This window comes from Kineococcus sp. NPDC059986 (assembly GCF_040702905.1).
Taxonomy (GTDB): domain Bacteria; phylum Actinomycetota; class Actinomycetes; order Actinomycetales; family Kineococcaceae; genus Kineococcus.
In genome coordinates this window covers 88,862-101,174 of the sequence record NZ_JBFBND010000007.1, presented here as the reverse complement: position 1 = coordinate 101,174, position 12,313 = coordinate 88,862, and the positions used below count along the sequence as shown (strand labels likewise).

The window sequence follows — 12,313 nt, the reverse complement described above, 5'->3', positions numbered from 1 at the left end:
CCTCAGCGAAGGACGGGGAACGCCTCGCGGAGTCCTGGGTGCCGCAAGGCCTCGGTGCCGGTGAGCTCGACGCGCCCGGTCCCGGCGAGGACGACCGTTGCGTCGTCCCAGTCCGCGGGAACCGTTGCGGCCGTGAGGTCCTCGACCGTGCGCCGGGCCAGGCGGAGCGCGCTCGCCGCGGGCGGGTCGGCGATGAGCTCGAGGTCGAGGTGGTGCACGGCGAGTTCGACGGCCCAGCTGCCGAGGAAGTCGCCGGTCGAGAACGTCATGTCCTGGAACGCGATGCGCCCATCGGGGACACGTTCGACGCCGCGGATCAGGCCACGGACGGTCGCGGCGACGTGCCCCGTGAGCGCGTCGGGCCGCGAGTACGCGTCGGCGACGGCCGCCAGCAACCGCGCCTCCCGTTCCCGAGTTCGGTCGTCCGCTTCGAGCCCGGGGTAGCGGGTCCAGTAGCCGGCGGCGTCCACCGTGACGGGACCAGGCCCGTCCGGCGCGAGCAGATCCAGAGCCATGGACTGCAGACCCCAGTGCACGTGCACCAAGACCTGCCCGCACGTCCATCCGGAGCACCGGCTCGGCGCGTCGAGCTCGTCGAACGCGTCCAGCAGCCGGTCCCACTCCGCCAGTTCGTCGAGGAGGGCCTCCCGGCCCTCCTCGAACGTGAGGTGGAGAGTCATCCCCACGTCACCGGACGGTGGCCGCGGGTGCTTCCTCGTCCATGTCCTCGAGTTCGCGTCCCTTGGTCTCCCGGACGGCCTTGCGGACGAAGACGAACGACAGCAGCGCGATGAGTGCGTAGAGGCCGTAGGCGAACTGCAGCCCGAGCCCGGCCAGGGCGGGGAAGCTCGTGGAGATGGCGAAGTTCGCCAGCCACTGCGCGGCCGCCGCGACGGCGAGCCCGGCGGCGCGGATCTTGTTGGGGAACATCTCCCCGAGCAGGACCCATACCACGGGACCCCAGGTGGCGCCGAAGGAGATGACGTAGACGTTCGCCGCGATGACGGCGATCGTCCCCCACGGGTCGGGGAGGCTCGGTTCCTTGACCGAGCCGGTCGCCTGCGCGAACGCGATCGCCATGACGGTGAGCGAGACGAACATGCCGGCCGACCCCACGGTCAGCAGCGGTTTGCGGCCGATCTTGTCGACGAGGGCGATGGCGATGAACGTCACGACGACGTTCGTGACGGCCGTGATGACCGACGTCGTGAAGGCGTCGGACTCGTCGAAACCGACGGCCTGCCACAGGGTCGTGGAGTAGTAGAAGATCACGTTGATCCCGACGCCCTGCTGGAGGACGGACAGGAGGATGCCGACCCACACGACGGGTTGGAGTCCGAGCCGGGGACCCCGCAGGTCCCGCAGGCTCGGGTCGTGTTCGCGGCGCATCGACATCTTGATCTCGGAGACCTTGCGCTGCACCGCCGCCATGTTCCGGGTGCCGAGCACCTGGCGGAGGACTTCGCCGGCCCGCTCGGTCTGGTTCTTGGCGATGAGGTAGCGAGGGGACTCCGGGACGCCCAGGGCGAGCACGGCCCAGACCACCGACGGGATGACGCCGACGAGGAACATCCACCGCCAGGCCTCCCAGCCCAGCCAGGTGGAGTTCTCCGCACCCCCGGCCGAGTCCGCGATGACCTTGTCGGACAGCAGGGCGACGAAGATGCCGACGGTGATGGCGAGCTGCTGCAGCGAGGCGAGACGCCCCCGGATGCGTGCGGGGGCGACCTCGGCGATGTAGGTCGGCGCGATCACCGAGGCGACCCCCACCCCGAGCCCGCCGACGACGCGCCAGAGGATGAGGTCCCAGACGGCGAACGCGAACGCCGATCCGATGGCGCTGACGGCGAAGAGCAAGCCGCCGACGACCATGACGGACTTGCGTCCGAACCGGTCGGCGATGCGTCCTGCGAACCAGGCGCCGACGGCCGCGCCGAGGAGGGCGCAGGACACCGCGAACCCGGACAGCCCGTCGGACAGCGAGAACTGGTTGGTGACGGCCTTGACGGCCCCGTTGATGACGGAGGTGTCGAACCCGAAGAGGAAGCCGCCGATGGCCGCCACGATCGAGATCATCACCACCTTGATGGTGGTGTGGCGTTCGTCGTCCTCGGCGTCGTTGGTGCGCCCCGGCGCGCTGTCCGAACTCATGCGGTTCTCCCTCGGTGCACGGACCCCGAGCCCGGAGCCCGCCCACGATGGTCCGCCCAGGACACGATCACCGCACGTCGAAGCCTCACAGCCGCCACCCAGCCCGCGCGGAAAACACTCTTTCCGCCCTTCCAGGCCACTCTCCGGGGCCGAGAGCACACCTTCCGCCCCGACGCGGTGGGCTGCCAGGGTGGTCGCCATGGGCGGCGACGTGGTGGTGCGAGCAGCATCGGTGGACGACGTGGCCGAGGTGGCACGGCTCTTCGCCGCGTACCTCGTCTTCTACGAGTGCCCCCGTGAGCCCGCCGAGGTGACCGCGTACCTGACGGCGCGCCTCGCGAACGGCGAGAGCGTCGTCCTGCTCGCCGAGGTCGAGGGGACCGCCGTCGGGTTCGCGCAGTGCTACCCCACCTGGGCCTCCCTGGAGCTGGCCCCTGCCTGGGTGCTCTACGACCTCTTCGTCGACCCGTCCGCCCGGGGTCGCGGCGTCGGTCGGACGCTGTTGCGCGCCGTCGCCGACCGCGCGCGGGCCGCGGGCGCGACGACGGCCGTCCTGGAGACGGCGCACACGAACACCACCGCGCAGGCCCTCTACGAGAGCGAGGGCTGGGTGCTCGACACCACCTACCGGACGTACGCCCTCACGCTCTGAACCGCCCACGTCGGGGCGGACGTCGTGCTCCGCGCCCCCGAACTCCCCGTCGGAGGGCGGAAGGAGTGTCCTCCGCCCCCGGGAGGGGGAGCGCGTCAGGCGTCCTCGCCGCGCGCGGTGGCGAGGTCGAGGGCGGCGATGTCGACGGCCTCCTCGGCGCGGCGGGCCGCGTCGACGAGCCCCGCGAGCGCGGAACCGTCGGGCACGCGGGCGGTGCGGCCCGCGTAGGCCTTGGACAGCGACCTCGCCTCGGCGGCGAGCTCGGCGAGGACCTGCGCGGCCTCGTCGCGGGCGGCGCGCAGCGCCTGTTCCTGGGCGGTGGTGTCCTCGCGGTCGTGACGCACCCGCACATCCTGGCGCACCGCGCCCGCGGGGTGTCCGATGCGTGCAAGACGTGGGGCCTCCGGTCACGGCACCCTCGGACGCATGACCGACCCCACGCCCTCACCCCGCCTCGACCTCGTCGGCCTCGTCGTCGCCGACATGGCCGCCTCGCTGGCCTTCTACCGCCGCCTCGGACTCGACCTGCCCCCCGACGCCGACGGCGCCCCGCACGTCGAGACGACCCTGCCCGGCGGACTGCGCCTGGCCTGGGACACCGAGGAGACGATCCGGTCCTTCGACCCCTCGTACACGCGGGAGGCCGCCGGCAACCGGACGAGCCTCGCGTTCCTCTGCGCGGGGCCGGCGCACGTCGACGCCCTCTTCACCGAGCTCACGGACGCCGGGGCGCGCGTCCACCTCGCCCCGTTCGACGCCGTGTGGGGGCAGCGCTACGCGACGGTGCTCGACCCCGACGGCGGTGCCGTCGACCTCTTCGCGCCGCTGCCGAGCTGAACCGCACCGGGGGTCGTCCCGCCGAACCGGCGCACCTCCCGCGTCAGGTGCGCCTGGTCGGTGAAACCGAGCCCGGCGGCCACCTCGACGGGCGGGCGGCCGGCCCGCAAGGCCGCCAGGGCGCGCCGGAAGCGCAGGACCCGCGCGAGCAGCTGGGGTGAGTACCCGAACGCGGCCAGGCTGCGCCGGTGCAGCGTCCGTTCGCTGACGTCGAGGTCGGCCGCGACGGCGGACACCGGACGGCCCGCGGCGAGGGCGCGGACGACGTGGTCCAGGGCCGCGTCGGGGGCGGGCCCCGTCCCGGCGACCGCTTCCAGGACGGTCCCCGGGGCGGCGCTCGCGGCCACCCGCGCGGTGAGCCGACGGACGCGGGTGGCGTCCCAGAGGTCGGCCAGGTCGACGCGGCGGTCCCGCAGCTCCTCGGCCCGCACACCGAGGACGGTGGGGGCGTGGCCGGGGGACAGGCGCAGTCCCGTCCAGCGGACCCCCGGCTCGCCCTCGGTCGACTGCGGGGCGGTGTCGGGCCCGGCGACGAGCAGGCGTTCGGTGTCGCTGCGCCACAACAGGTCCATGCAACCGTCGGGCAGCACGGGCCCGGTGTCGGCGCCGGTCGACGTGCTCGCCCACACGACGGCCCCGGGCACGACGGACGCGCGTTCGGTGTACGTCGTGGGGTGCGGGGCCGGGGGCACGCTCCCAGTCCACACCCGGACGCGATGCCGCGTCCCGCTAGGGTCGACGCCGTGACCGAGACCCCAGCCCAGCGCACCCTCGTCCTCGTCAAGCCCGACGGCGTTCGGCGCAACCTCTCGGGGGAGGTCCTGCGCCGCATCGAGGCCAAGGGCTACACCCTCGTCGCCGTCGAGCTGCGCACCGCCTCGCGCGAGCTGCTCGCCGGCCACTACGCCGAGCACGAGGGGAAGCCGTTCTACGAGCCCCTCGTCGAGTTCATGCTGTCCGGGCCGATCCTGGCGGCCGTCGTCGAGGGTCACCGCGTCATCGAGGGCTTCCGCTCGCTCGCCGGCACCACCGACCCGACGACGGCGGCGCCGGGCACGATCCGTGGCGACCTCGGCCGCGACTGGGGCCTGAAGGTCCAGCAGAACCTCGTCCACGGTTCGGACTCCGAGGAGTCCGCGGCCCGCGAGATCGGCCTGTGGTTCCCGAACCTCTGACCGACCGATGAGTTCTGCGGCAGGCTGAGGTCGAGAAGGGCAGGAGGGCCGGACCGCCGGCCCCGGACGCTGGGGAGCTCACCGTGCGCATGGTCTTCGTCAACCTGCCGGTCGCCGACAAGGAGGTCTCCAAGGCCTTCTTCACCGCGCTCGGCTTCAGCCTGAACCCGCAGTTCGAGGACGAGACAACGGCGTGCGTCGTGGTCGAGGAGAACATCATCGTCCTCGTCCACGAGCCGGTGAAGTGGAAGCAGTTCCTCCTCACCGAGGCCGCCCCGTCGGGGTCCAACGAGGTCATGGTCGCGCTGTCCTGCGCCGACCGCGCCGAGTGCGACGACCTGAAGGCGAAGGCCCTGGCGAACGGCGGTGCGGAGTACGCGCCGACGATGGACTTCGGCTGGATGTACGGCACGAGCTTCCTCGACCCGGACGGCCACATCTGGGAGACCAGCTGGATGGACGTCGCCGCGGCCGCCGAGGCCGGCGGGATCAACCCCGCCTGAACGCAGCGCGACGGCGGTGCAACGGTGGCTCCCCGGTGACGGTCGTCGTCAGCGGGGAGTCACCGTCGCGTCGGGCGCGAGGTCGGCGGGACTGCCGGCGGGACTGCCGGCGGGACTGTCAGCGGGACTGCACGTACTGCGCCCACGCCGCCTCGACGGCGGCGAGGGCCGTCTCGTCCTGCAGGGACGTGACGTCGCCACCGCCGCGACCGGCGGTCATGTCGGCCATGAGGCGGCGCATGATCTTCCCCGACCGCGTCTTCGGCAGGTCCGGCACGACGACGACGTCACGGGGTTTGGCGACGGGGCCGATCTGCTGGGCGACGTGCTCGCGCAGCTCGGCCGAGACGTCGTCGGGCCCCTGGCCGCGCAGGATGACGAACGCCACGATCCGCTGACCCGTCGTCGCGTCGGGGGCGCCGACGACGGCCGCCTCCGCGACCCGGGGGTGCGAGACGAGGGCGGACTCGAGTTCGATGCTCGACAACCGGTGCCCGGACACGTTGAGGACGTCGTCGATGCGCCCGCCGATCCAGACGTACCCGTCGGCGTCCTTCGTCGCGGCGTCACCGGCGAGGTAGTACCCCTGCGCCGCGTACGGTTCCCAGTAGCTCTTGACGAACCGCGCGTGGTCGCGCCACACCGTCCGCGCCATCCCGGGCCAGGGCCTCGTGATGACGAGGACGCCCTGCTCACCGGGCGCGACCTCGTTCCCGGCCTCGTCGACGACGGTGGCCGACAACCCCGGCAGCGGGACCGTGCCCGACCCGGGTTTCAGCGGCGTGACGCCCGGCAGGGGAGCGACGACGGCGGCGCCCGTCTCGGACTGCCACCACGTGTCGACGATGGGGCAGCGGCCGCCTCCCACGTTGCGGTGCAACCAGAGCCACGCCTCGGGGTTGATGGCCTCACCGACCGACCCGAGCAGCCGCAGCGACGACAGGTCGAAACCCGCGGGCAGTTCGGGCCCGTGCTTCATGAACGTCCGCACGAGGGTGGGGGCGGTGTAGTAGATCGTCACGCCGTACTTCTCGATGACCTCGAAGTGCCGGCCCGGGTGCGGCGTCAGCGGCGACCCCTCGTAGATCACCTGCGTCACACCGTTCGACAGCGGCCCGTACATCTCGTACGAGTGCGCCGTCACCCACGCCAGGTCCGCCTGGCACCAGTAGACGTCGTCGTCCTTGACGTCGAACACCGCCCAGTGCGACCACGACGTGTGGGTCAGGTACCCGCCGGAGGTGTGGACGAGACCCTTCGGCTTCCCCGTGGTCCCCGACGTGTAGATGATGAAGAGCGGGTTCTCGGCGTCGAAGCTCGGCGCGACGTGCTCGACCGGCTGCCGGTCGACGAGGTCGTGCCACCACACGTCGCGGCCCGGCGTCCACGGCACGTCCGGCGTCCGGTCCCCGGTGCGGCGCAGGACGAGGACGTGCTCGACGTGGTCCAGACCCTCGACCGCGGCGTCGGCCGCACCCTTGACGGCCACGGCCGTCCCGCGCCGGAACTGCCCGTCCGTGCAGACGAGGAGCTTGGCACCGGTGTCCTCGACGCGGAACCGCAGCGCCTCGGCCGAGAAACCCCCGAACACCAGCGAGACGACGGCGCCGATGCGGGCGCACGCCATCGTCGTGACGATCGTCTCCGGCAGGACCGGCAGGTACAGCACGACGCGGTCGCCGTGGCCCACGCCGAGTTCCTCGAGGGCGTTGGCGAGGCGGCACACCTCGTCCTGCAGCTGCGCGTAGGTGATCGCCCGGGAGTCGCCCGGTTCGCCCTCCCAGTGCAGCGCGACCTTGTCCCCGCGCCCGGCCGCCACGTGCCGGTCGACGCAGTTGACGGCCACGTTGAGCTTCCCGCCCGTGAACCACTGCGCCGTCGGCAGCGTCGAGCCGTCGAACACCGTGGTGAACGGCTCGTCCCACTGCAGGCGCCGGGCCTGCTCGGCCCACCACGCCTCCGAGTCGGCGGCGGCCCGTGCGTACTCGTCGGCGCCGACGTTGGCCTGGGCGGCGAAGTCCGCCGGGGGCGGGACGACGAGCTCGTCGGGCATGCAGGTGTCCTCCGGGATCGCAGGGGTGTCGCAGGTGGTGACGCACGGGTGAGCACGTCGGGGTGGCTTGGTCGTCAGCCTAGCCGCGCCGTACCGTGGAGCCGTGGAGCGGACCGGGAGCCAGGAGGTCGCCCGAGCGCGCCCCTTCGTGGCCGTCCAGCGGCGCCACGTGGACCTCTGCCGGACCCGCTCCGCGGTCTGTCGCTGACCCGCCCCGCCGCCCTCGGGACCCCGAGGCGGCCGCCGGCGCCCTCCCCGGGCCGACCGGCAGGTCACGACCACCCCAGGAGACCGCCGTGCCCTCCCGTCCCCCCGCCGCCCTGCGCTGGGCCGTCGAACTCGACGGCGCCGGCCGCCACCCGGCCGCCTGGCGCCTGCCCGGAGCCCGCCCGGAGGAGCTGTTCACCGCGGCGCACTGGCGCCGGCTCGCGGCGACCGTCGACGCCGCCGACGTCGACCTGCTCGTCGTCCCCGACGCCTACCGCCTGCAGTCGGCCGCCGAACGCGACCAGCGGGGCCGCCTCGACGCCGTCGCCGTCGCCGCCCACCTGGCCCCGCTGACCCGCCGCCCGGGGCTCGTGCCGGTCGTCACGACGACGCACACCGAGCCCTTCCACACGCAGAAGGCCATCGCCACGCTCGACCTCACGAGCCGCGGTCGCGCGGGCTGGCAGGTCGAGGTGTCGACGACGGCGCAGGAGGCGGACCTGTTCGGGCGCAAGGCCGCCGCCCCGGCCGAGGAGCTGTGGCGCGAGGCGGCCGAGACGGTCGACGTCGCCCGCCGCCTCTGGGACTCCTGGGAGGACGACGCGGTCGTGCGGGACGTCGCGACGGGCCGCTACGTCGACCGCGACAAGCTGCACCACGTCGACTTCTCCGGTGAGTTCTTCGCCGTGAAGGGACCCTCCATCACGCCCCGCTCCCCGCAGGGGCAGCCCCTCGTCGTCGTGCCCGTCCGCGACCAGCCCTCGCTCGAGCTGGCCGTCGCGCAGGCCGACGTCGCCCGTCTCGAGACGGCCGACGCCGGGCAGGCCGCCGGGTGGGCCGCGGCGCTGCCGACCGCGACGGTCCTGCTCGACGTGGAGGTGCTGCTGCGGCGGGACGCCGCCGAGGCGGCCGACGTCGCGGCGCAGCTGGACGCGTGGAGCCCCGGCCCCCCGCCGCGGTCGGTCCGGCACGTCGGGACGCCGGAGTCGTTCCTCGACCTCCTGACCGCGCTGCCCGCGGGTGTCGACGGCGTGGCGGTCGTCCCGCTCGACCTGCCGGTCACCCTCGACCTCCTCGCCTCCGACGTCCTGCCCCGAGTCACCCGTCCCGTCGTCCACGGCACGACCCTGCGGGAGCGCTTCGGGCTGCCCCGACCCGTCAGCCGCTACGTCGAGGAGGTGTCCGCGTGAGGACCCAGCCCCGCTCTCCCCGTCAGGTCCACCTGGGCGCCCACTTCCCGGGGGTCAACCAGACCACCGTGTGGCGCGACCCGCGGGCGGGCAGCCAGACCGACCCCTCCTCCTTCGAGCACCTCGCCCGCACGGCCGAGCGCGGGTTCATGGACTTCTTCTTCCTCGCCGAGGGGCTGCGCCTGCGGGAGCAGCGCGGACGGATCTACGACCTCGACGTCGTCGGCCGGCCCGACACCCTCACGGTGCTGAACTCCCTCGCGGCCGTGACGACGCACCTCGGTCTGGCCGGCACCATCAACGCGACCTTCAACGAGGCCGCGGAGGTCGCGCGGCAGTTCGCCTCCCTCGACCACCTCTCCGGCGGCCGGGCGGCCTGGAACGTCGTCACGAGCTCGGACGCGTTCACGGGTGAGAACTTCCGCCGCGGCGGGTACCTGGCCCACGCCGACCGCTACGTCCGGGCCCGCGAGGTCCTCGACGTGGCCCGGGAGTTCTGGGACTCCTGGGGCCCGGACGCCCTCGTCGCGGACCCCGTGAGCGGGGTGTTCGTGCGGGACGTCCACGAGGTCGAGCACCACGGACCCCAGTTCGACGTCCGCGGGCCCGGGCTGCTGCCGCGGAGCCCGCAGGGGCACCCGGTCCTCTTCCAGGCCGGCGACTCCGACGGGGGCCGCGACTTCGGCGCGGCCTACGCCGACGCGATCTTCACGATGCACGGCACGCTGGAGGCGGGGCAGCGGTTCACCGCCGACCTGCGCGCCCGTGCCGTGCGGCACGGCCGCGCGGGCGAGGACCTCCGGATCCTGCCCGGGGCGTCCTTCGTGCTGGGGGACACCGAAGCCGAGGCGCGGGAGAACGCGCGGGAGGTCCGGTTCCAGCAGGTCGGTCCCGAGCAGGCCGTCGCGTTCCTCGAACAGGCCTGGGGCCGTGACCTCACGGGGTTCGACCCCGAGGGACCGCTGCCGGCGCAGGAACCCGACCTCACCTCGACCATCGTGCAGGGACGGGCCCGGTCGGTCCAGGACCGGGCCGAGACCGTCCGGCAGTGGCGCGAGCTCGCGGCCGCCCACGGCTGGAGCGCCCGCGAACTCGTCGTCGAGGTCTCCGGCCGGCAGCAGTTCGTCGGCACCCCGGACCAGGTCGCCGCGGAGATCGACGCCTACGTCCAGGCCGACGCGTGCGACGGGTTCATCCTCGTCCCGCACCTGACGCCCACGGGCCTCGACGAGTTCGTCGACCGCGTCGTCCCGCTGCTGCAGGAGCGCGGGGTGTACCGCACGGAGTACACCGGGACGACGTTGCGCGAGCACCTCGGCCTGCGCCACCCGCACGACACGGCCCGCCGCACCGACGCACACCCTGCTCGACACCCTGCTCGACACCCTGCTCGACACACCGCTTGAGGAGCGACAGATGACCACCACGACGATCGACGCGGGGACCCTCGCGCACGCCCGCACCGCGTGGGAGGCCTGGCGCGCCGAGCGCACCGCGACCCTGTCGGCTCCGCACGGCTGGTTGAGCCTCACCGGCCTGCACTGGCTGGGCACCGACGTCGCGGAGGTCGACGGGCTGCCGGGTCGTTGGGCCTCGGTGGACGGCGCGGTCGAGGTCACGGCCACCGCGGCCGACGGGATCGTCCTCGACGGGGTGACCGTCGAGGGCACCGTCCGCGTCGAGACCCCCGAGGGGGCGCCGGGAACCCTCGTGGAGATCGGTGAACGGCGGGTGGAGGTCATGCAGCGCAGCGGGAACCACGCGCTGCGCGTGCGCGACCCGCAGGCCCCGACGCTCGCCGCGTTCACCGGCGTCCCGGTGTTCGAGTTCTCGCAGCGGTACGTGCTGCCCGCGGAGTTCGTCCCGCACGAGCAGGTCCAGGACGTCGTCGTCGGCGCCGTCGTGGAGGGTTTGCAGCACCACCACCGCGCGGTCGGCGTCGTCCGCTTCGAGCTGGACGGTCCGCAGCAGCTCACGGTGTTCGACGGCGGGACGGCCCTGTTCACCGACGCCACCTCCGGCGTGACGACGACGGGGACGACCCGCTCGGTCCCCGTCCCCACGACGCCCGGTCCGGTCGTGCTGGACCTCAACCGCGCCCAGAACCTGCCGTGCGCGTTCACCGACCACGCCACCTGCCCCTTGCCGCCGGCCGAGAACCGCCTCACCGTCCCCGTCGCGGCGGGGGAGAAGGACCCGCGGTGACGACGCTGCTCGAGGGTTTCTCCCCGGCGGAACTCTCCGCCCTGCGCGCGGACTTCCCGATCCTGTCGCGCACGACCCGGTCGGGCAAACCGCTGGTGTACCTGGACTCCGGGGCGACGTCGCAGAAACCGCGGTCCGTCCTGGACGCCGAACGCCGGTTCTACGAGACGCACAACGCGGCCGTGCACCGCGGCGCGCACCAGCTCGCCGAGGAGGCCACCGACGACTTCGAGGCGGCCCGTTCCGCGATCGCGGCGTTCGTCGGCGCCCCCGCCGACGAGGTCGTGTTCACGAAGAACGCCACGGAGTCGCTGAACCTCGTCGCCCACGCGTTCAGCACCACGACGGCCTACGCCGCCCGCGGTTCCGCACCGGCGGGGCAGGCCGTCGACCCGCGGTTCGTCCTCGCCGAGGGGGACGAGCTCCTCGTCACCGAAGCCGAGCACCACGCCAACCTCGTGCCGTGGCAGGAGCTCTGCGCGCGCACGGGTGCGGTCCTGCGGTGGATCCCCGTGACCGACGACGGCGTCCTCGACCTCTCCGGGCTCGACGCGCTCGTCACCGACCGGACGAAGGTCGTCGCGTTCGCGCACGCCTCCAACGTCCTCGGTGCGGTCGCGCCGGTCGCCGAGCTCGTCGCGGCCGCCCGCCGGGTGGGGGCCCTCGTCGTGCTCGACGCCTGCCAGTCCGTGCCGCACCTGCCCGTCGACCTGCCGTCCCTCGGCGTCGACCTCGCGGCGTTCTCCGGCCACAAGATGCTCGGCCCGTCGGGCGTCGGGGTCCTGTGGGGGCGCGCGGAAGTGCTCGCCGCCATGCCGCCGTTCCTCACCGGCGGGTCGATGATCGAACTCGTCCGGATGGAGCGGTCGACGTTCGCCCCCGCCCCGCAGAAGTTCGAGGCCGGCGTCCCGATGACGGCCCAGGCCGTCGGCCTGCACGCCGCGGTGGACTACCTGCGCGACCTCGGACCCGACGGGACCGGCATCGCGCGCGTCGAGGCCCACGAACGCTCCCTCACCGCGCTCCTCCTCGGGGAACTGGCGGAACTGCCGTGGGTCCGCGTGCTGGGGCCGCTGGACGCCGCCGCGCGGGTGGGTCTCGTCTCGTTCGTCGTCGAGGGACCCGACCTGCAGGTCCACGCCCACGACGTCGGCCAGCTCCTGGACGACGAGGGCGTCGCCGTCCGCGTCGGGCACCACTGCGCCTGGCCGCTGCACCGCCGGTTCGGGGTCGCGGCGACGACGCGCGTCAGCTTCGGGCCCTACAACCAGCCCTCCGACGTCGACGCCGTGCTCCGGGGCCTGCACCGGGTCCGCGACCTCTTCGGCTGAGCTCCCCGT

13 protein-coding genes are annotated in these 12,313 nt (G+C 73.5%); 8 read left to right on the top strand and 5 right to left on the bottom strand.

What is annotated here, in order from left to right; all coding sequences use genetic code 11:
* Nucleotides 1–2: 2 nt before the first annotated feature.
* Nucleotides 3–680 (bottom strand): maleylpyruvate isomerase N-terminal domain-containing protein, encoded by a 678-nt coding sequence (locus tag AB0637_RS07745; protein ID WP_366171002.1) that lies wholly within the window; start codon nt 678–680, stop codon nt 3–5.
* Between the two features lie 7 nt (nt 681–687).
* A complete protein-coding gene (locus AB0637_RS07740) occupies nt 688–2,151 on the bottom strand; it encodes a sugar porter family MFS transporter (protein ID WP_366171000.1) in 1,464 nt (487 codons plus the stop codon).
* A gap of 199 nt (nt 2,152–2,350) precedes the next feature.
* On the opposite strand from AB0637_RS07740, the gene AB0637_RS07735 reads away from it, so the two are divergent.
* A complete protein-coding gene (locus AB0637_RS07735) occupies nt 2,351–2,803 on the top strand; it encodes a GNAT family N-acetyltransferase (RefSeq protein WP_366170998.1) in 453 nt (150 codons plus the stop codon).
* 95 nt (nt 2,804–2,898) lie between these two features.
* Here AB0637_RS07735 and AB0637_RS07730 read toward each other — a convergent pair whose 3' ends face one another.
* The gene (locus tag AB0637_RS07730; protein ID WP_366170996.1) at nt 2,899–3,147 is read right to left on the bottom strand and encodes a hypothetical protein; all 249 of its coding nucleotides are present in this window, start codon (nt 3,145–3,147) and stop codon (nt 2,899–2,901) included.
* Between the two features lie 82 nt (nt 3,148–3,229).
* On the opposite strand from AB0637_RS07730, the gene AB0637_RS07725 reads away from it, so the two are divergent.
* Nucleotides 3,230–3,640 carry a VOC family protein gene (locus AB0637_RS07725; protein ID WP_366170994.1) on the top strand — a complete coding sequence of 137 codons (411 nt, stop codon included), beginning with the start codon at nt 3,230–3,232 and terminating at the stop codon, nt 3,638–3,640.
* Here AB0637_RS07725 and AB0637_RS07720 read toward each other — a convergent pair.
* The gene (locus AB0637_RS07720) at nt 3,577–4,332 is read right to left on the bottom strand and encodes an AraC family transcriptional regulator (RefSeq protein ID WP_366170992.1); all 756 of its coding nucleotides are present in this window, start codon (nt 4,330–4,332) and stop codon (nt 3,577–3,579) included. The two genes, AB0637_RS07725 and AB0637_RS07720, sit on opposite strands and share 64 nt — an antisense overlap.
* A gap of 24 nt (nt 4,333–4,356) precedes the next feature.
* Between AB0637_RS07720 and ndk the strand changes: the two genes are divergently transcribed.
* Nucleotides 4,357–4,815 (top strand): nucleoside-diphosphate kinase, encoded by a 459-nt coding sequence (gene ndk / locus AB0637_RS07715; RefSeq protein ID WP_366170990.1) that lies wholly within the window; start codon nt 4,357–4,359, stop codon nt 4,813–4,815.
* Between the two features lie 83 nt (nt 4,816–4,898).
* Complete coding sequence (locus AB0637_RS07710) at nt 4,899–5,318, top strand: VOC family protein (protein WP_366170988.1); 420 nt, start codon at nt 4,899–4,901, stop codon at nt 5,316–5,318.
* Between the two features lie 118 nt (nt 5,319–5,436).
* Here the strand turns inward: AB0637_RS07710 and acs are convergent, their stop codons facing one another.
* Nucleotides 5,437–7,371, bottom strand: a complete 1,935-nt coding sequence (acs, locus tag AB0637_RS07705) for an acetate--CoA ligase (protein ID WP_366170986.1) — start codon at nt 7,369–7,371, stop codon at nt 5,437–5,439.
* Between the two features lie 296 nt (nt 7,372–7,667).
* On the opposite strand from acs, the gene AB0637_RS07700 reads away from it, so the two are divergent.
* The 4 genes from AB0637_RS07700 to AB0637_RS07685 are packed head-to-tail and all read left to right on the top strand — an operon-like array spanning nt 7,668 to nt 12,304.
* On the top strand, nt 7,668–8,768 hold the full coding sequence (locus tag AB0637_RS07700; protein ID WP_366170984.1) for an LLM class flavin-dependent oxidoreductase: 1,101 nt from the start codon (nt 7,668–7,670) through the stop codon (nt 8,766–8,768).
* The gene (locus AB0637_RS07695; protein ID WP_366170982.1) at nt 8,765–10,174 is read left to right on the top strand and encodes an NtaA/DmoA family FMN-dependent monooxygenase; all 1,410 of its coding nucleotides are present in this window, start codon (nt 8,765–8,767) and stop codon (nt 10,172–10,174) included. The genes AB0637_RS07700 and AB0637_RS07695 overlap by 4 nt, the downstream gene beginning before the upstream one ends.
* 10 nt (nt 10,175–10,184) lie before the next feature.
* Nucleotides 10,185–10,973 (top strand): DUF1684 domain-containing protein, encoded by a 789-nt coding sequence (locus tag AB0637_RS07690; protein ID WP_366170980.1) that lies wholly within the window; start codon nt 10,185–10,187, stop codon nt 10,971–10,973.
* Nucleotides 10,970–12,304, top strand: a complete 1,335-nt coding sequence (locus tag AB0637_RS07685; protein ID WP_366170978.1) for a SufS family cysteine desulfurase — start codon at nt 10,970–10,972, stop codon at nt 12,302–12,304. The genes AB0637_RS07690 and AB0637_RS07685 overlap by 4 nt, the downstream gene beginning before the upstream one ends.
* The last annotated feature ends 9 nt before the right edge of the window (nt 12,305–12,313 follow it).

Coding starts and splice junctions, on each gene's coding strand:
- AB0637_RS07690 (WP_366170980.1), top strand. CDS start 10,185: ATGACCACCACGACGATCGACGCGGGGACCCTCGCGCACGCCCGCACC.
- AB0637_RS07725 (WP_366170994.1), top strand. CDS start 3,230: ATGACCGACCCCACGCCCTCACCCCGCCTCGACCTCGTCGGCCTCGTC.
- acs (WP_366170986.1), bottom strand. CDS start 7,371: ATGCCCGACGAGCTCGTCGTCCCGCCCCCGGCGGACTTCGCCGCCCAG.
- AB0637_RS07735 (WP_366170998.1), top strand. CDS start 2,351: ATGGGCGGCGACGTGGTGGTGCGAGCAGCATCGGTGGACGACGTGGCC.
- ndk (WP_366170990.1), top strand. CDS start 4,357: ATGCCGCGTCCCGCTAGGGTCGACGCCGTGACCGAGACCCCAGCCCAG.
- AB0637_RS07745 (WP_366171002.1), bottom strand. CDS start 680: ATGACTCTCCACCTCACGTTCGAGGAGGGCCGGGAGGCCCTCCTCGAC.
- AB0637_RS07740 (WP_366171000.1), bottom strand. CDS start 2,151: ATGAGTTCGGACAGCGCGCCGGGGCGCACCAACGACGCCGAGGACGAC.